The sequence below is a fragment of the Acetobacter sp. UBA5411 genome, from assembly GCF_002409645.1.
Taxonomy (GTDB): domain Bacteria; phylum Pseudomonadota; class Alphaproteobacteria; order Acetobacterales; family Acetobacteraceae; genus Acetobacter.
Genome location: NZ_DHNR01000009.1, coordinates 75,979 through 97,962 on the forward strand (window position 1 = coordinate 75,979; position 21,984 = coordinate 97,962).

The following is a 21,984-nucleotide window of genomic DNA, read 5'->3' on the forward strand; positions in this document are numbered from 1 at the left end:
ATTTATACGAAATAAAATCCATCCTCAATTTCTACTGGTAATGTGAAAAATTTCGGATGATTAAAGGGCCGGCAAGAGCTGCATACGTAGTCTTTCGGCCTAATTTTCCATTGCAATATGGAAATAAATTTCTCAACATTCTACTATATATCACAATATTAATCGATTGGGTCTATAGCCTCTGGTTCTTCGACCAGGAGCAGCCGGCGCAGCCGCATCAATATGTTAGTGCTCTTTGACACATCAATACTCGCGGTCTCTAGGATAGTGTCGTATCCGGTGATCCGATAGCGGGCGTGAACTAGGTCTTCGGGGCCTAGGCCGGAGTGATGGGGATAGAGCAGCGTCAATCGTGGTGCGTGATAAAGATGTGCATACGCCATCATCTGATAAACATCGGCCTGCGAAACCCCTTGCTTGGGATCATTGATGCGAGAGGAAATCCGCTTCCACTTGGTGTCGATTACATGAACAATCTTACCGTCCCGGCGGATCAGAATGTCGGGCTTGGTCTGGAATAGCCCTCGCTCGCTATCCTGCTCGTTCAGGCAGAACAAGCGTCCCCCCTGCAACGAGGCGGTAAGTCCGGTTCCCGTCAGCGCTCGGGCAATCAGTCGCCCGACATATTCTTCGAATAGCGCATTCATCTCGAACAACATTGCCGTTCCCTGACCGGCACCGCCCGTTGTCGTCTGATAGCGGTCCTGCAAGAAGAGGCGGGCCATGGCGAAGAGTGCCTGCCAGAACTGATTGGTCCGATCGATAACAACCTCATCCCAACGCACTACTGAAGCCGGTACATCGGCTATGTCGGCATAGACGAAGGCCAGCTCGCGCAGGCGTTGCTGGTTTGAGCTGCGCCGCGAAACACGGAGAAGACGAACCACTGCTGCTTTCATGATCCGGTTGAGCGTAATGTCCTCGGACAATAGGTCGAACCGGCAGGCAAGACGCGAAGGATTGGCCGCAAGGTGGGTAAACTGACGGGTAATGTTGAACTGGCCGCGCAGGGTCGGCAAGTCTTCCTCACACTCGACATACCGACGCGGCATTCCCTTGCGGAGGGCCGCGGTTAGCTTGTCGCAAAAGATACGGATCAGGATTTCGAGTAAAGTCTCACGTTGCCATGCGAGATCGGTGATGACGCCAAGGTCTATCTTGAGATCAAGCGCGACGGCCAGCATATGGACCAAGCGTTTACGGATTGTCGCGTTCTGGTAATCGAGGGTTTCACCGGTCGCCACATCGATCTTGGGTAGTATCTCAAGGCTCGCATTACCCGCTGCCAGAATCCCAACCACGCCGCGGGCACGCAATGCACATCGGCCATGTTCGAGCACCCCGCTGCCGCCACGGCCTGCAAAGGTCGAGCGCGCCGCCAGGGCCGCAAAGCGGTCAGCATACTGGGCCGGGATCTGCCCTTGGTCGTCGCCATAGGCAAGCTTGTCCCATTCTCGAACCGTATAGGCAGGCATCAGGCCGCAAAGTCCGAGAAATCGAAACCGGCCTTCACGCTCCAACGCCGCTTGTCTCCACCCAGTTCATCGTCAGTAAATCCGGCAGGAACTGGCAAACTCTTTGACTCGAGGAAATGGGCACCGTTAGTGCCGTCACCATCACCGAGTACTGCGGCGACCTTAGACCAATCCTCATAAAAATATTCGCTTAGAAGCGGGATGATCTTGTGACGCATCACGTCCTCAACATCGGCGCGAGTGCTGCATCCAGTAAAATAGGCGTGGCCAATCTGATGCTCGCGGTCAAAGAAATACTCGATCCGTTCATTGATGGTCTGCAGCAGCTTGCACAGATCAATCCCATCGAGATTTTCGGCATCGAGCTTCCGTGCAGCCAGCGCTTGGCGAAGCTCTGCAACGTCTGGCATCAGTTCGCGGAAAGTGAAGCGGCGACGCAGAGCGGTATCAAGCAGCGCAATAGAGCGATCCGCAGTGTTCATCGTACCAATAATGTGCAGATTGGCAGGTACGCCGAACTCATCACCTGAATAGGGAAGGTGCACCTTGATGGCATTGGGTTGCCCCAGACGCTTGTCTGGCTCCAGAAGCGTGATCAACTCCCCGAAGACCTTTGAAATGTTGGCTCGATTAATTTCGTCGATAATCAGCACGAAAGCCTCTCGCTCAGCATCAGCTTCCTTGACGTCGCTATTCATATAGCGCTCTAAGGCTGGAATATTGAGGCGCTCCTTCTTTAGTTCATACAGGGATCGCATTGTGAAGTTGCTGTCGTAGATCTCGGTAGTTGGCACACCGGCAGCATCATGCCATAGCCAACGAACGGCCCGTCTATGATTGTAGTCTCCTTCCGGTCTCTGCTGATATTCATAGTTACCAATTACTTCGCCGATAGCCCGGATCAACTTGTTCCCTTTCGATACAATAATAATATCGCCTATTTTAAGGCGATTCCGAAAGGCATCAGTGATTGATACTTGGCCAGACTGCAACGTAACCGGCCCTTTGAATCTTCCCTGTTCCTGACACGTTTTCAAGATTTCTTCGACATTTTCGTACTTCGGGTCACTCCAGTCGATATGTTCCCAATCCAGTAGCGTGTATCCCCCCTCGATCACTTCTTCGAAGAATTGTTGATCACCTGCGTCCCTACTAAAACCAACTGACATCTTGAAAATCCGGCGGCCATCAACTGCCATCCGATTACTCATCGCGGTCTTGCCCAATCCAGTCTCGGCCCGCTTCGCAATGCGGCGGAAAATCCCGGGCACCGTTTCCAGTCGGAAGCCAGATGACGATGCACCTTCATCGTCATCTGCTCCGGTCATGGGCTGACGACCCTCAACAAAATCTTCGTAGGCCATAGACTGATGAAAGGTAACAAATTCAATTCGTCCTTCGCCGGCAAGACGGCGATATTCGACCATCAGCGTATCACGATTATCACGCATCGCCTCGGCTACGTCGTCACCCAGACAGAGCCTTACCGCTTCCCAAGCCGTGATGTAGGTTTTCCCGGTTCCTGGCGGTCCGTAAAGGATAAGATTAGTTGGGGTAGGGAATGTGGTGGCGGGTGCAGACGTCATGGCTGTGAGCCCTTTTGCCGAGACTAGCTGATAAGTAAAAACTGTGGAACTGCTGGGGTTTGGTTGAGTGTGCGTCGGGGGCGGAACCTGAGCGCATCGCTGGAACTCTGTACTTCCGAGCGCGCTGCAAATCGCAGGATTCCGATCGTGCAAGCCCATCTCGCGCCCGAGATCACCTGCACGGATAGCAACATCCACTGCACCGTTCTCCCGGGCCGGTTCGACATAGTAGTTACGGGCGCAGAGCCGGATGCGGTCGGCATCGCAGATCAGATGCTCATATCGCGTCGGCGGTGTAACCGGCACATCATCTCCGTCGACGATGATATAGCCAGCATTGTAAAGCTGGGCAGCGGCATCAGCTCTCTGTCCCCAACCACCATTGAGCTGTGTCTTGCCGCGCAGGAAGCCGACGATCGGCTTAGAAGGGTATATCCGATTAGGCCGTTTGCGTGTCGAGCGCACCCAATACTGGCGGGGTTCTCCGAACGCACCGAAAATAGCGTCATCTTTCCCCGACTGGCGATAGCTATCATAAGCGTCCATCGCAGATTCTACGTCCAAACGTTTAAGCGCTGCTGGACGGTCAAAAAACGCTAGTGTTGCTGCTGAATTCTCTTTCCAAGGATCGCCATTGCTATTCCCATCGATCACAATACCTGCTGCCAGACTTCGACTACTAAACTCATGGTCCATACGAAACCGAAACAGCGCAGGGTTTTCATCGGGCACTAGAACACCATCCCGAACAAGGCGATCCCGCTCTGCGCGATTTCGTTTCTTGATCGGAGCCCCATCGCGCATCGCAGTCGAGCCGGCTCGGACGAGAAAACCCGATGGAACTGGTTTTCCAACTGCAAATGCCAACTCTTTCTGAATTACCAGCCAGTCGTCATTTTTCGCACCAGCCAATACTATCTCCTGTTTTTTTAAGCTCTTTAACGCAAAAAGAGTGTTTACCAAGGGTATCTGTTCGACAGTGTCGCATTTGGCTTCGAGTATCCGGCTAAAGATATGTCAGTGTGGGTTGTCTTCTTTTGACTGAGACCTCCGTAGGCCACTATCATATGAACGGGCGTAAGCTCCCAAGCTCGACCTAATTTTGCATGCTTAACAATGTAGGCTTTCGGGTAAGCATCACAACCATCTGTATGTCCGCTATGAGGCGCAACCTCTACCCAACCCTCTCCAACCTCAACCGTCCCCGCTCATCCGTCAGATGCAGGCACGTCAGCACCGCCGCCAGCGTAGCACCGGCGAGGTTGCCGAAAATGACAAGGCTCATCAGCACAATCTGGTAACGCGAAGCGGCGACAGGGCTCATTCCAGCAAGCAACTGTCCGGTCATGATGCCGGGAAGCGTGACCAGTCCGGCAGCCGACATCTGGTTCAGTGTCGGGATCAGCGCCGTGCGGAGCGCCTTGCGGATGGGGTCTTCCAGCGCCTTCAGGCGTGTCGCGCCGAGCAGGATGCGGGCTTCGATGGCCGAGCGGTCCCGTGTCACTGCGGTCAACAGGCTGTTCAGGGTGAGGCTGGTGGCGTTCATCACGTTGCCGATAATCAGCCCCGCCATGGGGATAGTCGCACGCGCGGCGAATAGCGGGTGAGGGCGCAGACTGGTAAGGAAGCCCATCGACGTCGCTAGAGCCGCACCGAACAGGATCGAAGCACCCGCAATACCGTAATGCCAGCGCGGCGCCATGCGTGATGTCTGACGGTTTCCAGCCTCGAAGGTTCCGGCGCACAGGATCACGGCAAGCACGGCGAATGTCAGGAATAGCGACGTCTGTCCGAACACAAAGAGCAGCACATTGCCGATCAGCAGCAATTGCACCGACATGCGCAGCGCCGCGATGACAATGGACCGGCCCGTTTTCAGGGCCAGTATCTGCGAGGCAACCGCACAAGCGAGGATAAGGCAAGCCGCAATAGCAAGGTCAAAGGGCGTGATAAGGGCAGGGGCCATGCGTCAGGCTACCTCTTCCAGCCGACCATCTCGTAGAATAGTGCGCCGGTCGGCCAGACGCTCAACCTGAGCGGCGTTATGCGACACCAGAACAATGATCCGGCCTTCGTGTTTCTGGCGTGTGATCAGGTCTTCGACCAATGAAATGGATTGAGGATCAAGGGCCGAAGTTGGCTCATCCAGAAGCAGCACTTTCGGGCCGTGCAAAAGCCCTCTGACAAGAGCCAGCCTCTGCCGTTCACCGGTTGAGAGACCGCGTATTTCAGCTGTCAGTATGCGCTCAGGCAGGCCAACTGCCTCAATGAGAGTCCGGGCCTGCGGGGTGTCCGCAATATGGTCGCTGACGTTCTCGCTCCACCATCCTGGTTCCGCCGGAAAGTAGGCGACACGCTGCCGCCAGATATGGCCGGACATGCTCAGGGAGTTTTCACTGTCCAGAATGAGTGTGCCGGAATGCGGGTCAAGGTCCGCGACCAGACGCAGCAGCAGAGACTTGCCGCTACCCGATGCGCCGGTGATGGCCAGACACTCGCCGTGTGCGACATGAAAGGTGACCGGACCGACCCGTTCAGACCTGAGTTCATCGGCAATCAGGCCGGTATTTTTGCTCATGGAGGGCTTTTAGCGAAACGGTGGGAGGGCCGCAATTCCCCTGAAAATACTGTATTTTCATGTTGGATAACCAACAGAATACAAAAGTTTAATATCGGGAAATTGACGAAAATCATGGAGCCTGCCGCCATGATGCGCGCTTGTTGCGCTCGCAGGTCAGACATCTGCTGTTCAGGGGAGAACGCAAATGGCACGCGTAGCAGGAAAAGTAGCGATTATCAGTGGTGCGGCTTCCGGCATTGGCAAGGCGACCGCCATGCTTCTGGCTAAGGAAGGCGCGTCCGTTGTTATAGGCGACCTGAAAGAGGAAGACGGTCAGAAGGCCGTTGCGGAGATTGAGGCGGCAGGAGGCAAGGCGCTGTTCGTCAAGCTCGACGTTAGCAAGGAAGCTGACTGGAAAGCGGCGATCGACGCAACGATCGCAAAATTCGGAAAACTGGATATTGCCGTCAACAATGCGGGGATTGCTTACACGGGCACCGTGGAGAGCACCGATCTTGCACACTGGCAGCGTGTGATTTCAATCAACCTCGACGGTGTGTTCCTCGGCACGAAATACGCCATCGAAGGCATGCGCAAGCACGGCAAGGGCGGATCGATCGTCAACCTGTCCTCGATCGAAGGTCTGGTCGGTGATCCGACACTGGCTGCCTACAACGCCAGCAAGGGCGCTGTGCGGCTGTTCACCAAATCATCCGCGCTTCACTGCGCCAAATCCGGCTACGCGATCCGCGTAAACTCGGTGCATCCGGGTTACATCTGGACGCCGATGGTGGCTGGTCTGACCAATGAGCAAGCCGAAGCCAGACAGAAGCTGGTTGATCTGCATCCGCTCGGCCACCTTGGCGAGCCGGACGATATTGCTTACGGCATCCTCTACCTCGCATCCGATGAATCCAAGTTCATGACGGGTAGCGAACTAGTGATCGACGGTGGCTACACCGCTCAGTAACGAGCAGATCTGACGCCCGCTGTGTCGTAGCATCAGCGGGCGTTAATCTCGTCAGAAGATGAATTAACCGACTTCCAGCGTTGTCACATTGAATGACGACAGCATGTGCGGACCAAACGATGTGGAAATCGCCACATCGGCTGCATCGCGCCCTCGCGCAATGACAATCCGACCGATACGCGGCTCATTGTGGCGAGCGTCCTGCGTGTACCAGCTGCCGTCCATCCAGACTTCGAACCATGCCGAAAAATCCATCGGGTCGGGCATCAGCGGCACGCCGATGTCACCCAGATAGCCTGTGCAGTAGCGGGCCGGAATGTTCATGCAGCGGCAGAGCGTGACAGCCAGATGTGCGAAATCACGGCAGACGCCCGTGCCTTCACTCCATCCTTCCCATGCCGTGCGTGTGCTGCGGGCATTGGCGTAACTGAATTTGATGTGATTGTGCACGTAGTCGACAATGGCCTGCACGCGTCCCCAGCCGGGAGCAATATGCCCGAACATGGACCACGCGAACTCTGACAGCACATCTGTCTCGCAGTAGCGGCTGCCCATCAGGAAGACGAGCAGGTCGGAGGGCAGGTATTCCACAGGGGTCTGCTCTACGCCCCATCCCTGTTTTTCCGGCAGGCCGCTGTCATAGATCGTAAAGTCGACCCACGTGCGGAACCGTCCGGCAGGAGCCAGAAGGCGTGTGCAGCGATTGCCGAACCCGTCGATATAGCGTTGCACCGGGACGAGCGGATCGATTGAGGGTCGCTGAGGTGTCAGCAGATCATTCTCTCGCTCCGGACGGATGTCCAGCATCAGAACCAGAGGTGTTGGCGCTGGAAAGTCTATGGAAATGTCGTATCCGGCTCTGATTTCCATGAATCATCTTTCCTTTTCGGGTTCGCAACAAATGCGACAGTGGCGTTTTTCGCAACAAATGTCACGATGCTAGTCTGTAACGATCCTGAGGTGCTACAGTTCTCTTGGAGAAATTGCTGTCTGCCCTTGAAGAAAGGCATGGCTTGTGTGAGTCCGGGCAGCCAACCGTCTCAACTCGGGTATGAAAGATCGATGACCGATAACCGTTCCCAGCTTTCTTCCTCGTCATTCCTGACACCCGAAGATCCGTCACCTGTGGTCGTGCATGGAGGAGGCGATCCCCGGTCGCCTTTGCTGCTTGTCAGTGACCATGCAGGACAGGCCATTCCGTCGGCTCTGGGGGATCTGGGTGTGCCAGAGGCAGAGCGGGCCAGACATATTGGATGGGATATTGGCATTGACGGGGTAGGGCGGACGCTGGCCGATCTGACCGGCGCTCTGCTGATCGAGCAGAGTTATTCCCGCCTTGTGATTGACTGCAACCGTGCGCCGGGCCACCAGACCGCCATCGTGACCGTCAGTGACGGAACGCCTGTGCCAGCCAATCAGAATGTGAGCGCGACGGAAGCGGCTCTTCGCACACAGGCCATCTTTGATCCCTATCACACCCGTATTGGTGCGGAACTGGATCGGCGTGAAGATGAAGGGCTCGAGACCTTTCTGATCGCCCTGCATAGTTTCACGCCGGAGATGCAGAATTTCAGACGGCCTTGGCACTGCGGCGTGCTGCATAATCATGATCCGCGCTTGGGACGGATCATCATCGACTGTCTGAGCGAGGAAGGTCTGACAGTCGGAGACAATGAGCCCTACGAACTGACGGACACGAGCGATTACACGGTCCCTGTGCATGGGGAGCGTCGCAAGATTCCTCATGTGGAGATCGAAATCCGGCAGGATCTGATTACGGCTGAACCCGGTCAGAAGGAATGGGCGGAGCGGCTCGCCCGCGTTCTGCCTGAAGCCATAAAGCGCTATCATGAGCAGTATGGCAGTCACCCTACCACGGAAGCAGAGTAATGAGTGAGTTCCGCATTACCGGCAAAGCAAAACTGGCCGGTGTGATCGGCCACCCGGTGACGCATTCCCTGTCACCCGTGCTGCATAATTACTGGCTTGCCCGCAAGGAAATTGACGGAGCCTACGTGCCGCTGTCCGTGGCCCCGGACGCCTTTGTCACTGCCGTCAAAGGCTTGCAGGCATCGGGTTTCAGGGGGGCCAACGTCACCATTCCTCATAAGGAAGCGGCTTTCGCCATTGCTGACGAGGTGGACCCGATGGCCCGCATCGCCGGGTCGGTCAACACGCTGGTGTTCCGCGAGGATGGCAGTATCCACGGCTCCTCCACGGACGGGTTTGGCTATATTGCGAACCTTGAAGCGGATGGAATTGATGTGGCGGCGTTGGCCAACCGGGGACCGGCGCTGCTGCTCGGAGCGGGCGGGGCTGCACGTTCCATCGCGACGAGCCTGCTCGAGAAAGGCTTTCAGGTCATTTTCTCCAATCGGACTGCCGAACGTGCCGATGGACTTGCAAAGGAACTCGACGCAGCTTGGCGGCGCTATTTCCCGAAAGGTGATGCGCCCCGGCTTTCCACTGTCGCGTGGGATAAGTGGGAAGAGCAACTGGGCGAGATGGCGTTGGTGGTGAACACTACTTCGCTGGGGATGCAGGGCGGTCCCGCGCCAGACTGGACGCCAGACCTCAGCCGGGCGTCCAGTCATCTCGTCGTCTCTGACATCGTGTATGTCCCGCAGGAAACACCGTTTCTTAAAGCAGCGAGAGCGCGGGGACTGACGACATCAGGCGGGTTGGGGATGCTGCTGCATCAGGCGCGTCCCGGCTTCAAGGCATGGTTCGGCTCGGACACGGAAGTCGATGAAGCCACGGTCGCGTATATTCGCGCCGCTCTGAGCAAACGCTGATTCCCATGCAAGTCCTGGGTCTTACTGGCGGAATTGGCATGGGCAAGACGACGGTGGCCCGTATGCTCAGTCGCGCCGGTTTCCCGGTTTTTGATTCAGACGCCACCGTACATCGTCTTCAGGGACCGGGTGGTGCAGCCGTTCTTCCGATTGGAAAGCTCATTCCGGCCGCGTTGGTGAAAAACGCGCATGGTCAGCTTTCACTGGATCGGCTGGAACTCAGAAAAGCCGTGATGGCGCATCCTGATCTGATCAGGCAGCTTGAGAAAATTATTCATCCTCTGGTGTTTGTAGCCCGTGATCGGTTTTTCAAACGATGTCGTCGTCGGGGAGCGGACTGGGTCGTCATTGATGTTCCTCTGCTGTTCGAGACAGGCGGAGAAAAACAGTGTGACAAGGTCGCTGTCGTTTCAGCGCCACGCCGTACGCAGGTCGCCCGGATTGCCCGCAGACGAGGCATGACACCTGCGGAGGCGCAGAGAATGATCGCCCGACAAATGCCAGACCACGAAAAACGGCGGCGTGCGGATGTGGTAATTCGCACAGGACTGTCGATGGCTGATACAAGGCGCGAGGTGAGGGCACTGATCAGGGAAATGCGCGCATGAAACGCTCGGTTCTGTTCGATACGGAAACTACGGGGCTTGAACCGACCAAAGGCGACCGTGTGATTGAAATCGCGGCGCTTGAACTGTTAGGCGATCTGCCGACCGGCAAGGCGTTTCATGTGCTGATCGACCCGGAGCGCGATATTCCGGAAGAGGCATCCCGTGTGCATGGCTTCACGCGGTCCGATCTGGAGGGGAAGCCGAAATTTGCCGCCATTGCCGATGATTTTCTGGAGTTCATTGGTGATGATGAGCTGATTGCCCACAACGCCAGCTTCGATTTCGGGTTTATCAATGCCGAGATGGAGCGTGCAGGCAGACCGCCTCTCGATCCCTCACGCAAGGTCGATACGCTGGAACTGGCGCGGGAACGTTTCCCCGGCATGCCCAACAGCCTTGATGCGCTGTGTCGCCGGTACGGCATCGACCTGTCGGAGCGCACGACCCATAACGCTCTGCTCGACTGCAAACTGCTGGCCGATGTCTATGTCGAACTCATGGGCGGTCGTCAGCATGGGCTGGGACTGGGCGGAGAGGACGGCAATGATTCACCGGTTGCACGCTACACGGGACCGGGAACGAGAACGCCCGTTCTGATACAGCCAAGTGCAGAGACGCTGGCTGCGCATGCTGCTTTTGTTGGAAAACTGTCTGATCCTGTCTGGACTGCGGGCGAGAAAACGGACGCCTGATCTTTCAGGCGACGAGCGTCACGACCGCCCGAAGTCCATTCGGTTTGCGGTTGTGCAGCACCACATCGCCGCCCTGACCACGAATGATCGTTCGGGTGATGGCCAGCCCCAGACCGGTGCCGCCGGTTTCCCTGTTACGGCTTTCCTCACCCCGCACGAACGCTTCGAACATCCGCTCCAGATCGTCTTTCGGCAAGCCGGGACCGTCATCCTCAACCGTTACGGTCACCCGGCCATTACGCGGCGGGCGGATAGTCACCATCGCGTTGCCACCGTAATTGACGGCGTTATTGATCAGGTTGGTGAAGGCCCGTTTCAGTCCCATCGGACGGCCTTTTGTCATCACCGTTCCATTGAAGTCGGCCAGAATGATCCGGTCGGCATCTGCCGGGCGACTCTCGGCAACATCGTCAACAACTGTTTGTAAGAGCGCGTGCAGATCCAGCGTGATCAGGGGTTCGCTGGCTGAGCTGTCCTTGCTGAATTCAAGTGTTGCTTCAACAAGGCTCATCAATTCATTGATATCATGAAGGAATTTATCCCTCATTTCATCGTCTTCAATGAACTCGGCCCGTAATTTCATCCGGGTGATAGGAGTCCGGAGATCATGACCGATCGCAGAAAGAATGCGCGTTCGTTCCGAAATGAACCGTCGGATACGGGTTGCCATCGCATTGAAGGCGGCTGCGGCCTGAGCCACTTCCAGCGGTCCTTCCTCAGACAACGGAGGTGACGCGGCATCAGGCGCAAAAGCAGCGGCTGCGGCGGACAGTGTGCGGACCGGCAAAAGCAGGCGTCTGACGCCCCAGACAATCAGCAGGCCACTACCAACCGTCATCAGGCCGAGCGCCAGTGGGAAGGTTGCTGAGTTGAACGGATTGGGTGCAGACAGACGATAACGAATGACCAGCCATCGCGCATCATTGGGCAACTGAAAAGCCAGTCCCCGGTAGCGTTTTCTGTGATCCGGCAGCCATGCCACACGCTTGGGCGGGAAGGGAAACAGCAGGTCTTTCAGGCGGCGCTGTTCAAGAGACGGTCCGAGGCATTGGGGATCGGCCGTATGCTGCGGTTCACCGTTGAAACTGCCGTCGGGCACCTGATGTGTCAGGTCATGACAGAGTTCAGGAGGGCCACCGCCTCCTCCGCCGAATAAAGGTGCGTGAGCATCGTTGTGGAAGAAGTGCAATGCGAAAGGAGGAGGCCCAGGGTGCGGCCCTCCTGGTCCCGCCATGTCATCAAGCGGACTGTTCCTGAAACCTTCAGGGACGAAAAACAGCTTCTGGAACTCCAGCCAGCTTTCCTGCCGGACCATGTCCTTGTCCGGTGCATCAGCGAGGCGCACGGAAAAGCTGGACGGAGGATCCAGCTCCTGCAATTCCTGATCCCGTTCCGCAGGCGGGTCTTCCGCGACTGAACGATAGATCATCAGGGTGCGAAGCAGATCCTGATGCGCGACGAACCGTTCATGGAATGTGATTCTGTCCATGGTCTCGACCACGAGCCCCATGACAGCCAGTCCCACGAAACCTACGGTCAGAAGCAGACTCATCCGTGCCGCAAGAGAGCGCGGCAGAAACCGGACGTACCAATTATGAGGAAAGTGTCGGTTCACAGCGTCCGTAACGCCGGCAGGTCCACCATATCAGCGGCGCTCGACATCAGCGGCCAGCACGTAACCACCGCCGCGCACCGTCTTGATAAGCTGGGCATTGCGCCCGTCATCCTCGAGCTTGCGTCGCAGGCGGCTGACGGCCACGTCGATCGCCCGATCAAATGGGCCGGCCTGTCTGCCACGCAGAAGGTCAAGCAGCATGTCGCGGGTGAGTACCCGGTTGGGGCGCTCCAGAAGAGCCAGAAGCAGGTCGTATTCGCCACCCGTGAGGGAGACTTCAGCCCCATCCGGATTCAGCAGACGACGGCGGGCAAGTTCCAGTCGCCAGCCCGCAAAGAGGATTTCGCGCGCTTCAGTCGAGCCCTGTTCCTGACTTTCGCTGACACGACGCAGCACGGCGCGGATACGGGCCAGCAGTTCCCGTGGGTTGAACGGCTTGGTAACATAGTCATCTGCGCCGAGTTCCAGACCGATGATGCGGTCCGTTTCCTCATTCATCGCTGTCAGCATGATGATCGGCACGTTGGCCTGACTGCGGAACCAGCGGGCGAGGTCCAGTCCCGACTCGCCGGGCAGCATCAGATCGAGAACGATCAGATGATAATGGCCCTGTCCCCAGACACGTCTGGCTTCACGCCCGTCACGGACGCTGGTGACGCGCATCTGGTTGCGTTCAAGGAATTTTGACAGAAGATCGCGGATTTCGCGGTCATCATCAATGATCAGTATATGGGGAGTCTGCTCCATGAATCGTTTATAAAACAACAAAAGCCGCCTGTGCAGGCCATGTTGCACTCTGTTGCACTTCGGGATGTGTCGTACGATTTGACCGACAGGAACGAGAGGTCGATCATGTCCCAAGATCAGAGTTTCCACGGCCATCTTTCAAAACAAACGGACTGGAGAGCGATGTGATGGATGGTTTCGGATCATGTGGTCCACGACTACGAGGCGCATTGCTCACAGCCAGTCTGGGCTGTGCCGTCGTATCCTCCCTGGTTGTGGTTTCCGTCGGTGCCTTAGCTCAGTCACAACCCGCTCACTCAATTTCAGAGAATCGCGACACGGTAACGGGCGACAATCCTGATCTGGATATTCCTGAAGCGCCTCCCGCAAAACCGACTTCAGACAGCACCCAACCTGATGTTGTTGCTGCCATCATCACAAATGAATCGCTCGGCAGTCTCATCGATCGGGATGTGCAGGCCGTCACAGGCGGCAACCTTGGCCATATTGTTGACGTTCTGATTGACGTTGATGGAGAGATGCAGGCGGTGGTGATCGATATCGGTGGATTTCTTGGCGTCGGCAACCGCCGTGTCGCCGTTGCCTCGGACCTGATTCAGGTCAGTCACAGCAATCCGCAGGCCCCCGTGATCATGCAGGTTTCTGCAGCAGTGATCCGGTCGGCTCCTGAATATAAAAGAGGGGACAGGACTGCGTCCGTCCTCACGGGTCCGCGCCTGCTGGCCTCAGGCCAGCCCGCTGGCCCCTCCACGTCCTCATCGACTGAGACGATTTCAGTGAAACCAGCCACCACTCCAGACCCATCCCCGCCAGCATCTTCTTCTGGCGAGTGAGCGCGTGGCAGACGCACACACTTCTGTCTGCCGTGATCAATGCAACAGAAGACTGTCTGCTGCCAAAGGCAGGCTGACATCATGAAAAAGCTCAAACCAAACAGCACGATGGGGCTGGATGGGGTCAGCTTTTTCGTCGCCAACCTTCAGGCCGCCTTTGGTCCGTTCGTCTCCGTCTATCTCACGGAACAGCACTGGACACAGGGAGAAATCGGCATTGCCCTGACGATCGGTTCCATCACGGCGATGGCCAGTCAGGTGCCCGCGGGCGCGCTTGTGGATGCTCTGCGGAACAAACGGCTGATTGCCGAACTGTCCATCGTCGCCATCATCGCATCCTGCCTCATCATGGCGATCATGCCAGATCGTCTGCCAGTCGCGATTGCCGAGATTCTGCATGGTCTGGCGAGTTGCACGCTCAATCCGGCTATCAGCGCTTTGACGCTGGGCGTCGTCGCTGTGGCAATTGCCCGTGATCCGGACAAGGCGAAAAGCGCGCTGGGTATCCGCTTCGGACGTAACGCCAGCTTTGCTGCCGTCGGCAATGCCCTGTCTGCTGGCCTGATGGGAGCCGCAGGCTATTTCATTTCGTCGAGGGCGACGTTCTTTCTTGGAGCGCTCATGGCGGCTCCGGGTCTGATAGCCCTTCGCATGATCGAGCCAATCGGTACACCACTCGACCGAAGCGCTTCGGGGTTGGCGGAAGGCGAGAACCCTCAACAGGCAAAGGTGCGATCCTATCTCAGCCTTTTGAAAGAGCCGGGGCTGTTCGCTTTCGCACTGTGCGTCGTGTTCTTTCATCTTGCCAACGCTGCAATGCTGCCATTGGCGGCAGGCCAGATCACAAAAGATGCTGGCCATTCGGCCGAAATTATCATTGCGGCCTGCATTCTGGCGCCGCAGCTTCTGGGGGCAGCCCTGTCGCCGTGCATCGGGCGTTGGGCGGAAACTGTCGGACGGAAACCCGTGATGATTCTGACCTTCATGGCGCTTCCGCTGCGCGGCATTCTGTTGAGCTGCACATCCAATCCCTGGCTTGTCGTGCCCTTTCAGATGCTGGACGGAATCAGCTCGGCATCGTTCGGGGTCATGCTGCCTCTTGTGGCGGCCGACCTGACCCGGCGCACCGGACATTTCAACCTCTGCATGGGACTGCTCGGGCTTGCGATGGGGCTGGGCGCGAGTTTCAGCACGACGCTGGCGGGAGCCGTGGCCGATCACTCGCTTCGGTATGCGTTTCTGCTGCTGTCTGCCTCGGGAGGCGTCTGCCTGCTGCTGATTGTTTTTCTCATGAGGGAAACCCGCCTGAATAATCCGGGCATGCAGCAGGCCTGAATTCCGGCCTTCAGGTTGCGATGAGCCTGTCCCATTCTTCCACCAGAATGGCGTCGACCTGTTCCATGCTGGCGGTCACACCGAGCTTTCGCAGGCTGGTGACGCCGAACTCTTTGATCCCACAGGGGACGATGCCGTCAAACGCAGACAGGTCTGGATCGACATTGATCGAAATCCCGTGCCAGCTGACCCAGCGCGTTACCCTGACGCCAAGAGCCGCTATCTTGGCCTCCTCGCCAGTGCGGGCATCGACGACCCAGACGCCGACACGCCCCTCACGCCGCTCTCCCTTAACGCCGAGACGGGCCAGTGTTGCGATGATCCATTGTTCCAGAAACGAGACGTAAGCCCGCAGATCACGCTCAGGCACAGGGCCGTGAGGGTGAGACAGATCCATCATCAGATAAGCGACGCGTTGTCCGGGGCCATGATACGTCCACTGGCCACCGCGTCCGGCAGGGTAGGTGGGGTATCCCCGTGGATTGAAGAGATCGGCTTCCTTTGCGGATGTGCCCGCCGTGAAGAGGGACGGGTGTTCAAGGAGCCAGATTCGCTCCTGTGCTCCGTTGGCGCGAATCTCCCGGACCGTTTCTTCCATGCGGGAAAGAGCGATCGGATAGGGGACGAGTTCGTTCGATTTTTCCCAGACGATTCCGTTGTCGGTCCGGAATTTTTCCGGGGCGACCCCACGTGGAATGGCCATATCGGCAATTAAATCAGGTTCTTTCTCACGAATCGTACATTCAGACATTGCAGCATTCTCAAGCATCAGTTATACGCCCCTCCAACTTCAACCGGTATCACTCAAATGAGACTGGTTGTCACGGGCGGCCGTGGCGGAATGGTAGACGCGCAAGCTTGAGGTGCTTGTGGGGGAAACCCTGTGGAAGTTCGAGTCTTCTCGGCCGCACCAAAGTTACCCTGAAACTCAGGGTTTTACTTTTCAAAAAAAAGACAGTGATGTAAATCAAACCACCCTGCAGAAAATGCGGGGGTGGTCTGTCTTTGTTTTTGTTAATTATTTTCGTTTTGCCCCGTTTTTAACAGACTTCTGCACTAGAACAGAGTGGCGAGACCGATTTAGTGTCTCCAACATCTGGGCGCGGGAGGTCTGCTCGTGTGCCCTGTTCCGTAGCATGGATAAAGGTACTACTTCGTGATCAAGCCTTTACGTAAAGCAGTTCTTCCGGTTGCCGGACTTGGAACAAGATTCCTTCCCGCCACCAAAGCCATGCCGAAAGAGATGCTGCCTGTCGTGGACAAGCCGTTGATCCAGTACGCGATCGACGAGGCCCGCGCTGCAGGCATCGAAGAAATTTGCCTCATCACGGGGCGCGGCAAAGATTCCCTTATCGATTATTTCGATGTTGCTTTTGAGCTCGAGCACACGCTCCGTGAGCGCAACAAGCTCGATGCCCTGAAAGCTCTTGAGCAAAGCAGCATCGAAGCCGGCTCACTGATTGCTGTTCGTCAGCAGGAGCCTCTGGGCCTTGGCCACGCCATCTGGTGCGCCCGCAGCTTTATTGGTGATGACCCGTTTGCCATTCTCCTTCCGGATGATGTCGTGCAGGGAAAAGTGGCCTGCATGAAGCAGCTCGCTGATGCATATTACGCAACAGGCGGCAGTGTGGTTGCGGTGGAAGAAGTTCCCCGTGAGCAGACCAATCGTTACGGCATCCTGAAACCAGGGAAGGACGACGGTAAGCTGGTCGAAATCACCGGTCTGGTTGAAAAGCCGAAGCCGGAAGATGCACCGTCGAACCTCTCCATCATCGGACGCTATGTCCTGACCCCGGAGATCATGCCGTTCCTGTCTCTCCTTGAAAAAGGGGCTGGCGGTGAAGTGCAGCTGACGGACGCCATGGCAAAGACCCTCGGCAAGACGCCGTTCCATGGTCTGCGTTATGAAGGCACCCGATTCGACTGCGGTAACAAGATCGGCTTCCTCGAAGCCCAGATCGCCTTTGCTCTTGAGCGTCCTGAACTCGCGCCGGATGTGAAGACGTTCCTCAAAAAATATACGGGAGCCGTCTGATATGAGCTTCAAGCATACTTTCGAGCAGACCAGTCTGCGTGAATATGACATCCGCGGTATCGTCGGTAAGACACTGAGTGTCGAAGACGCATTCGCTATCGGCCGCACCTTCGCCAGCATCGTTCTGAAGAACGGCGGCAAGACGGTCGTGATCGGTTATGACGGTCGCGTGTCCTCGCCTTCTCTGGAAGAGGCGCTGGTCAACGGTGCGGTCGCTTCCGGTGCTGATGTGATCCGTATCGGCCGTGGTCCGACCCCGATGCTGTATTTCGCATCCGTCACGCTTAAGGCGGACGGCGCGATCATGGTCACGGGCAGCCACAACCCGGCCAACTACAACGGCTTCAAGATGATGCTGGCCAACAAGCCGTTCTTCGGTGAGCAGATCAAGCATCTCGGCCATCTGGCACGCGAAGGCGAAGTCGTTCCCGAAACAAAGGGCACGGTGAAAACCGTCGATATCAAGAAAGAGTATATCGAACGCCTTCTGAAGGATTACGACGGCGGCGACCGCAAGCTGAAGGTTGTCTGGGACAACGGCAACAGCGTGGCTGGCGACATCCTGCCGGCCCTGCTCGACAAGCTGCCGGGTGAGCACATCATCCTGAACGGCGAAGTCGATGGTACGTTCCCTGCTCACCATCCGGACCCGACGGTTGCGAAGAACCTCGAGCAGATCATCGCTTCGGTCAAAGAGAACAAGGCCGACCTCGGTATTGCCTTCGACGGCGACGCGGATCGTATCGGGCTTGTGGACGACAAGGGCGGCATCCTCTGGGGTGACCAGATCCTCGTTCTGCTGGCGCGTGACGTTCTGAAGAACCATCCCGGCGGCACGATCATCGCCGACGTGAAGGCATCTCAGGTTCTGTTCGACGAAGTGAAGAAGGCCGGTGGTGAGCCGCTGATGTGGCGCACAGGTCATTCGCTCATCAAGTCGAAGATGGCCGAGACGAAGTCCCCGCTGGCTGGGGAGATGTCGGGGCACATCTTCTTCGCCGACAAGTGGTACGGCTTTGACGATGCGATCTACGCCGCCATCCGCGTGCTGGGCATCGTCGCCCGCATGAAGGAGCCGCTGTCTGCGTTCCGCGAGGCTCTGCCGCAGACGATCTCCACCCCGGAAATCCGCTTTGACTGCGACGATCTGCGCAAGTTCAAGGTGATCGAGGAAGTGGCCGAGCGTCTCCGCAAGGATGGTGCTGATGTTTCCGAGATCGACGGCGTGCGCGTGAACACACCGGACGGCTGGTGGCTGCTCCGTGCGTCCAACACGCAGGCTGTTCTGGTGGCGCGTTGCGAAGGCAAGAGCGAAGCCGGTCTGGACAACCTCAAGGCAGCGCTGACGCGCCAGCTTGAGATGTCGGGTCTGGAAAAGCCTGACTTCTCGGGTGACAACGCCGGTCACTGATCAGGAAAAGGGGTGAAACGTGTGACGGATGATGCGTTTCACTCCTTTCTGGAGCCGGGCCAGTGGGTCCGGCATCCCGATCACCCCGAATGGGGCGACGGGCAGGTGCAGTCGGCCATCTCCCACAGGGTGACTGTCAATTTTCTGCATATGGGCAAGGTGGTTCTTGATGCCCGTATCGTGACGCTTGTCGTCATTTAAGCTGATTTTCCGCGCTCATGCCCTGTGTGCCATGCACATCAGGCTGTCCCGCAAGGAGTTTCGCTTTCCAGCAGGCACGTGCGGGTTTATACAGGACCTATGCAGTCCAGTTTAATCGACATTCAGGGCCGAAAAATCTCCTATCTCCGTGTTTCGGTGACAGATCGCTGCGACATGCGCTGTGTGTACTGCATGTCGGAAAACATGGAGTTTCTGCCGCGTCCTGAGGTTCTGACATATGAGGAACTGGAACGGCTGTGTGCAGTCTTCATGCAACACGGCGTTCGCCGGATCCGCCTGACAGGCGGAGAACCTCTGGTCAGACGCGATATTGGCGACTTTCTGCTCTCACTTGGGCGACGGATTCAGCCCGACGCCGCCACGCCAGGACTGGATGAACTGACGCTGACAACCAATGGCAGCCAGTTGCGCCGTTATGCTGACACGTTGGTGAAGGCAGGGGTTCGCAGGGTTAACGTCAGTCTGGACTCTCTGAAGCCTGAGCGTTTTTCCGCAATCACCCGGCGCGGTGACCTGCGTCAGACACTGGATGGTGTTCGTGCCGCCCGTGATGCAGGACTGGCTGTCCGCATCAACACTGTCGCAATGAAGGGGATCAACGACGATGAGTTTGATGATCTGATCGCTTGGTGCGGTGAAATCGGCGCTGATCTGTGTCTGATCGAGACGATGCCGATGGGCGAAACTGGCGAAGATCGTCGTGCTCAGTATCTTCCGCTCCATGCGATCAGGCTCAGCCTTCAGAAACGATGGACCTTCGAAGCTGCAAATGGCGCTGGTGGCGCTGGGCCGGCGCGTTATGTGCGGGTTGCGGAAACAGGACAGAAACTGGGCTTCATCACGCCGCTGAGTCACAATTTCTGCGACAGCTGTAATCGTGTGCGCCTGTCCTGCTCGGGGCTGCTCTATACATGCCTTGGATCAGACAATGCAGTGGACCTGCGTGCCATTCTGCGGAGCGGCGGAAGTGATGAGGACATTCTCAGGGCGATCGATCTCAGTCTTGCCCGCAAACCTTTACGCCATGATTTTCTAATCCCGGATAATGACGCAGACGTGCAGGGACCTGCCCGTCTGATGAGTGTTACTGGCGGATAAATCAATCAGACTGTTGACGTATGCCGAACACGCACAGAGATTGGGTGCGAACGGCATTTTCACGGAATTGGTGATTTTTCAACATATTCCGTGCCTCATGCCGTGATGTACAATATGAGGCAGGAAATGAGCGTCAGCAACCGGATCAGTCCCGTTATTCAGGACATTGTTGAGAAAGCTCTTGAAGAAATCGAGACATCCCTGGACGCTCGCATCATTCTTGCAATGGACGCCGGCCTGAGAGGGCAGGGCATGGAGTCTGCCGATAGCCCTTACCGAATCATGTTCGTTTATGTGCATCGACTGGACTGGTATCTGAAACTTTCTCCCGGTCCCGCGACAGTTGAGCTGCCTGCTTCGGATGATTTTTCACTGACGGGATGGGATATCCGGCATCTCGTCGAGAAAATGAAACAGTCGAATGCGATGGACACGACATGGCTGAACAGTGGGGCTGTCTATCGTTCAGACGTGGATCTGATGAGGCGTCTTGCGGTTCTGCAGCGTCGGGTCTGGCAACCAGCTCCGGCTCTTGCCGCTGAAATCAAGACCGCGACCAGCGTGCAGGGCAATTGGTCACTGGGACATACGCTGACCACGGAAAAGTTTCTGACTCCCATGTATGCGACGCTTTCCGGGAGAGCGATTGCGGAAGATAATGGTCCGCCTCCCCAGAATATTCGCGCACTGTACGAAGGGCTGAGTGAAGAAGTCACCAGTGAGATGGACTCCATTCTGGCTGAAAAAGCGGAAAATGTTGCAAACTCTGGCGCTCCCTCCTGCTTTCGTGCCCAGATATTCATGAACGCCGAGCTGGAGCGTCTGCAGACGGTTGAGCTGCCGACACATCCCGCTCCGGATGACAGTGTATTCGACCGTTTTCTGGCTGATACGATCCGGCGGTTCGGCTGACACAGGGAGGAATGGCATCGCAATCAGGCGTGATGCCGGCATCCGAGGAAAGCAGAGAAGGCGAAAGCAATGCAGAGCGACACGGAACAGGAAACGAGCGATCTTCTCGCTGAAGCCCGAAGGATCAGACTAACTATTCCTGATGCGTGTCTGCCTGGCGTCACTGCTAACAGCAGACTTTTACAGACCTATATCGACCTTGTGCTGGAGTTGGAGCTTCCTGACAACTGTCCTCCAGCCTATGAGTACGAACCATGAGTCTGACCGCTGTCGCTATCGCCAACACTGTGCGCTTCGGACTGCGAACGGCCCGGGACGTGGTGGAGACAACGCTGGAGGCGATTGGCACTCGTAACCAGACCTATCATTGCGTCACCCGGCTACTGACAGAGCGGGCGCTGCATATGGCTGACACGCTGGACGCCCGAATTGCTAACGGTGATCCGGTCGGCGTGCTTGCCGGTGTTCCTTTTGGCGTCAAGGATCTCTTCGATATGGAGGGACTTGTCACGACAGCGGGTTCGGTCGTGCTGAACAGCAATCCCCCGGCGACACAGGATGCAGCTGTTGTGCAGCGGCTTGTCGCGGCGGGCGCGATCCCTGTCGCCACGCTGAATATGGATGAATTCGCCTACGGCTTCTCCACTGAGAATGCCCACTACGGCACGACACGCAATCCAAGAAATACGGACTGTCTGGCTGGCGGCTCGTCGGGAGGCTCGGCAGCTTCCGTTGCGGCGGGCCTGCTGCCGTTCGCATTGGGATCAGACACAAACGGTTCGATCCGTGTGCCTGCTTCTCTCTGCGGCGTCTGGGGCCTGCGTCCCACACAGGGGCTTCTTCCGCTGGATGGAGTTTACCCCTTTGTCGCCAGTCTCGACACGGTCGGTCCTTTTGCCGGAACCGTGACGGACCTTCAGCGTGTTTTCGAGGCCATGAACGGCCATGCGCTTGAGGAAATCGAAGACGTGCGCAGTCTGCGGATTGCCCGACTGGGGGGCTGGTTCCTGAAGGATGTCGATCCAGCCATTCTTGACGGAATTGACCGGATACTGGCGTTTTTTGGAAGCCATAAAGAGGTCGATCTGGC

At 56.9% G+C, this 21,984-nt stretch carries 22 protein-coding genes and 1 tRNA gene; 15 read left to right on the forward strand and 8 right to left on the reverse strand.

The window, feature by feature from the left end; translation table 11 throughout:
* Positions 1 to 158: 158 nt before the first annotated feature.
* The 4 genes from B3759_RS03355 to B3759_RS03370 form a co-directional block, all read right to left on the reverse strand.
* Positions 159 to 1,475 carry an McrC family protein gene (locus tag B3759_RS03355; RefSeq protein WP_291363620.1) on the reverse strand — a complete coding sequence of 439 codons (1,317 nt, stop codon included), beginning with the start codon at positions 1,473 to 1,475 and terminating at the stop codon, positions 159 to 161.
* Positions 1,475 to 4,024: an AAA family ATPase gene (locus B3759_RS03360; protein ID WP_291363622.1), complete on the reverse strand. Its 2,550-nt coding sequence runs from the start codon at positions 4,022 to 4,024 to the stop codon at positions 1,475 to 1,477. The genes B3759_RS03355 and B3759_RS03360 overlap by 1 nt, the downstream gene beginning before the upstream one ends.
* Positions 4,025 to 4,235: 211 nt before the next feature.
* Positions 4,236 to 5,027 (reverse strand): ABC transporter permease, encoded by a 792-nt coding sequence (locus B3759_RS03365; RefSeq protein WP_291363624.1) that lies wholly within the window; start codon positions 5,025 to 5,027, stop codon positions 4,236 to 4,238.
* 3 nt (positions 5,028 to 5,030) lie between these two features.
* Positions 5,031 to 5,639 carry an ABC transporter ATP-binding protein gene (locus tag B3759_RS03370; protein ID WP_291363626.1) on the reverse strand — a complete coding sequence of 203 codons (609 nt, stop codon included), beginning with the start codon at positions 5,637 to 5,639 and terminating at the stop codon, positions 5,031 to 5,033.
* Between the two features lie 187 nt (positions 5,640 to 5,826).
* On the opposite strand from B3759_RS03370, the gene B3759_RS03375 reads away from it, so the two are divergent.
* Positions 5,827 to 6,591 (forward strand): glucose 1-dehydrogenase, encoded by a 765-nt coding sequence (locus B3759_RS03375; protein ID WP_291363628.1) that lies wholly within the window; start codon positions 5,827 to 5,829, stop codon positions 6,589 to 6,591.
* 63 nt (positions 6,592 to 6,654) lie between these two features.
* On the opposite strand, the gene B3759_RS03380 is transcribed toward B3759_RS03375, so the two are convergent.
* Positions 6,655 to 7,461: a transglutaminase-like domain-containing protein gene (locus B3759_RS03380; RefSeq protein WP_291363630.1), complete on the reverse strand. Its 807-nt coding sequence runs from the start codon at positions 7,459 to 7,461 to the stop codon at positions 6,655 to 6,657.
* Between the two features lie 192 nt (positions 7,462 to 7,653).
* On the opposite strand from B3759_RS03380, the gene B3759_RS03385 reads away from it, so the two are divergent.
* The 4 genes from B3759_RS03385 to dnaQ are packed head-to-tail and all read left to right on the forward strand — an operon-like array spanning position 7,654 to position 10,686.
* Positions 7,654 to 8,481, forward strand: a complete 828-nt coding sequence (locus B3759_RS03385) for an N-formylglutamate amidohydrolase (protein ID WP_291363632.1) — start codon at positions 7,654 to 7,656, stop codon at positions 8,479 to 8,481.
* Positions 8,481 to 9,386: a shikimate dehydrogenase gene (locus tag B3759_RS03390; RefSeq protein ID WP_291363634.1), complete on the forward strand. Its 906-nt coding sequence runs from the start codon at positions 8,481 to 8,483 to the stop codon at positions 9,384 to 9,386. Before B3759_RS03385 ends, B3759_RS03390 begins: the two co-directional genes overlap by 1 nt.
* 5 nt (positions 9,387 to 9,391) lie before the next feature.
* Entirely contained in the window at positions 9,392 to 9,994 is a 603-nt protein-coding gene (gene coaE, locus B3759_RS03395) for a dephospho-CoA kinase (protein ID WP_291363636.1), read from the forward strand.
* Positions 9,991 to 10,686 carry a DNA polymerase III subunit epsilon gene (dnaQ, locus tag B3759_RS03400; RefSeq protein WP_291363638.1) on the forward strand — a complete coding sequence of 232 codons (696 nt, stop codon included), beginning with the start codon at positions 9,991 to 9,993 and terminating at the stop codon, positions 10,684 to 10,686. Before coaE ends, dnaQ begins: the two co-directional genes overlap by 4 nt.
* A 4-nt stretch (positions 10,687 to 10,690) precedes the next feature.
* On the opposite strand, the gene B3759_RS03405 is transcribed toward dnaQ, so the two are convergent.
* Positions 10,691 to 12,238, reverse strand: a complete 1,548-nt coding sequence (locus B3759_RS03405; RefSeq protein WP_291363640.1) for a sensor histidine kinase — start codon at positions 12,236 to 12,238, stop codon at positions 10,691 to 10,693.
* A 93-nt stretch (positions 12,239 to 12,331) separates the two neighbouring features.
* Entirely contained in the window at positions 12,332 to 13,048 is a 717-nt protein-coding gene (locus B3759_RS03410) for a response regulator (protein WP_173572406.1), read from the reverse strand.
* 167 nt (positions 13,049 to 13,215) lie between these two features.
* On the opposite strand from B3759_RS03410, the gene B3759_RS03415 reads away from it, so the two are divergent.
* Together B3759_RS03415 and B3759_RS03420 are read left to right on the forward strand one after the other, a co-directional pair.
* Positions 13,216 to 13,881, forward strand: coding sequence for a PRC-barrel domain-containing protein (locus B3759_RS03415; protein WP_291363711.1), 666 nt, complete (start codon positions 13,216 to 13,218; stop codon positions 13,879 to 13,881).
* An 81-nt stretch (positions 13,882 to 13,962) separates the two neighbouring features.
* Entirely contained in the window at positions 13,963 to 15,216 is a 1,254-nt protein-coding gene (locus B3759_RS03420; RefSeq protein WP_291363644.1) for an MFS transporter, read from the forward strand.
* A gap of 10 nt (positions 15,217 to 15,226) precedes the next feature.
* Here B3759_RS03420 and lipB read toward each other — a convergent pair whose 3' ends face one another.
* Positions 15,227 to 15,919: a lipoyl(octanoyl) transferase LipB gene (gene lipB, locus B3759_RS03425; RefSeq protein WP_291363713.1), complete on the reverse strand. Its 693-nt coding sequence runs from the start codon at positions 15,917 to 15,919 to the stop codon at positions 15,227 to 15,229.
* A gap of 124 nt (positions 15,920 to 16,043) precedes the next feature.
* On the opposite strand from lipB, the gene B3759_RS03430 reads away from it, so the two are divergent.
* From B3759_RS03430 to B3759_RS03465, 8 genes are all read left to right on the forward strand, one after another.
* A tRNA-Leu gene (locus B3759_RS03430) sits at positions 16,044 to 16,129 on the forward strand.
* A 243-nt stretch (positions 16,130 to 16,372) separates the two neighbouring features.
* The gene (gene galU / locus B3759_RS03435; protein WP_291363645.1) at positions 16,373 to 17,251 is read left to right on the forward strand and encodes a UTP--glucose-1-phosphate uridylyltransferase GalU; all 879 of its coding nucleotides are present in this window, start codon (positions 16,373 to 16,375) and stop codon (positions 17,249 to 17,251) included.
* A 1-nt stretch (position 17,252) separates the two neighbouring features.
* Positions 17,253 to 18,662, forward strand: coding sequence for a phosphoglucomutase/phosphomannomutase PgmG (gene pgmG, locus B3759_RS03440; protein WP_291363646.1), 1,410 nt, complete (start codon positions 17,253 to 17,255; stop codon positions 18,660 to 18,662).
* A gap of 12 nt (positions 18,663 to 18,674) precedes the next feature.
* The gene (locus tag B3759_RS03445) at positions 18,675 to 18,863 is read left to right on the forward strand and encodes a DUF3553 domain-containing protein (RefSeq protein WP_291363647.1); all 189 of its coding nucleotides are present in this window, start codon (positions 18,675 to 18,677) and stop codon (positions 18,861 to 18,863) included.
* Between the two features lie 99 nt (positions 18,864 to 18,962).
* Entirely contained in the window at positions 18,963 to 19,982 is a 1,020-nt protein-coding gene (gene moaA / locus B3759_RS03450) for a GTP 3',8-cyclase MoaA (protein ID WP_291363649.1), read from the forward strand.
* A gap of 126 nt (positions 19,983 to 20,108) precedes the next feature.
* Positions 20,109 to 20,894, forward strand: coding sequence for a DNA polymerase beta superfamily protein (locus B3759_RS03455; RefSeq protein WP_291363651.1), 786 nt, complete (start codon positions 20,109 to 20,111; stop codon positions 20,892 to 20,894).
* Positions 20,895 to 20,963: 69 nt separating this feature from the next.
* Positions 20,964 to 21,152: an AtzG-like protein gene (locus B3759_RS03460; RefSeq protein WP_291363653.1), complete on the forward strand. Its 189-nt coding sequence runs from the start codon at positions 20,964 to 20,966 to the stop codon at positions 21,150 to 21,152.
* Positions 21,149 to 21,984, forward strand: an 836-nt coding sequence (locus B3759_RS03465) for an amidase family protein (protein WP_291363655.1), incomplete at its 3' end; no start/stop codon positions are given. The genes B3759_RS03460 and B3759_RS03465, both read left to right, overlap by 4 nt.

Excerpts from the sequence above, each read along its gene's own strand:
- moaA (WP_291363649.1), top strand. The coding sequence starts at position 18,963 with ATGCAGTCCAGTTTAATCGACATTCAGGGCCGAAAAATCTCCTATCTC.
- lipB (WP_291363713.1), bottom strand. The coding sequence starts at position 15,919 with ATGGCCATTCCACGTGGGGTCGCCCCGGAAAAATTCCGGACCGACAAC.
- B3759_RS03355 (WP_291363620.1), bottom strand. The coding sequence starts at position 1,475 with ATGCCTGCCTATACGGTTCGAGAATGGGACAAGCTTGCCTATGGCGAC.
- B3759_RS03455 (WP_291363651.1), top strand. The coding sequence starts at position 20,109 with ATGAGCGTCAGCAACCGGATCAGTCCCGTTATTCAGGACATTGTTGAG.
- B3759_RS03380 (WP_291363630.1), bottom strand. The coding sequence starts at position 7,461 with ATGGAAATCAGAGCCGGATACGACATTTCCATAGACTTTCCAGCGCCA.
- coaE (WP_291363636.1), top strand. The coding sequence starts at position 9,392 with ATGCAAGTCCTGGGTCTTACTGGCGGAATTGGCATGGGCAAGACGACG.
- B3759_RS03365 (WP_291363624.1), bottom strand. The coding sequence starts at position 5,027 with ATGGCCCCTGCCCTTATCACGCCCTTTGACCTTGCTATTGCGGCTTGC.
- B3759_RS03420 (WP_291363644.1), top strand. The coding sequence starts at position 13,963 with ATGAAAAAGCTCAAACCAAACAGCACGATGGGGCTGGATGGGGTCAGC.
- dnaQ (WP_291363638.1), top strand. The coding sequence starts at position 9,991 with ATGAAACGCTCGGTTCTGTTCGATACGGAAACTACGGGGCTTGAACCG.
- B3759_RS03390 (WP_291363634.1), top strand. The coding sequence starts at position 8,481 with ATGAGTGAGTTCCGCATTACCGGCAAAGCAAAACTGGCCGGTGTGATC.
- B3759_RS03385 (WP_291363632.1), top strand. The coding sequence starts at position 7,654 with ATGACCGATAACCGTTCCCAGCTTTCTTCCTCGTCATTCCTGACACCC.
- B3759_RS03375 (WP_291363628.1), top strand. The coding sequence starts at position 5,827 with ATGGCACGCGTAGCAGGAAAAGTAGCGATTATCAGTGGTGCGGCTTCC.
- B3759_RS03415 (WP_291363711.1), top strand. The coding sequence starts at position 13,216 with ATGGATGGTTTCGGATCATGTGGTCCACGACTACGAGGCGCATTGCTC.
- B3759_RS03370 (WP_291363626.1), bottom strand. The coding sequence starts at position 5,639 with ATGAGCAAAAATACCGGCCTGATTGCCGATGAACTCAGGTCTGAACGG.
- pgmG (WP_291363646.1), top strand. The coding sequence starts at position 17,253 with ATGAGCTTCAAGCATACTTTCGAGCAGACCAGTCTGCGTGAATATGAC.
- B3759_RS03460 (WP_291363653.1), top strand. The coding sequence starts at position 20,964 with ATGCAGAGCGACACGGAACAGGAAACGAGCGATCTTCTCGCTGAAGCC.
- B3759_RS03405 (WP_291363640.1), bottom strand. The coding sequence starts at position 12,238 with ATGAGTCTGCTTCTGACCGTAGGTTTCGTGGGACTGGCTGTCATGGGG.
- B3759_RS03410 (WP_173572406.1), bottom strand. The coding sequence starts at position 13,048 with ATGGAGCAGACTCCCCATATACTGATCATTGATGATGACCGCGAAATC.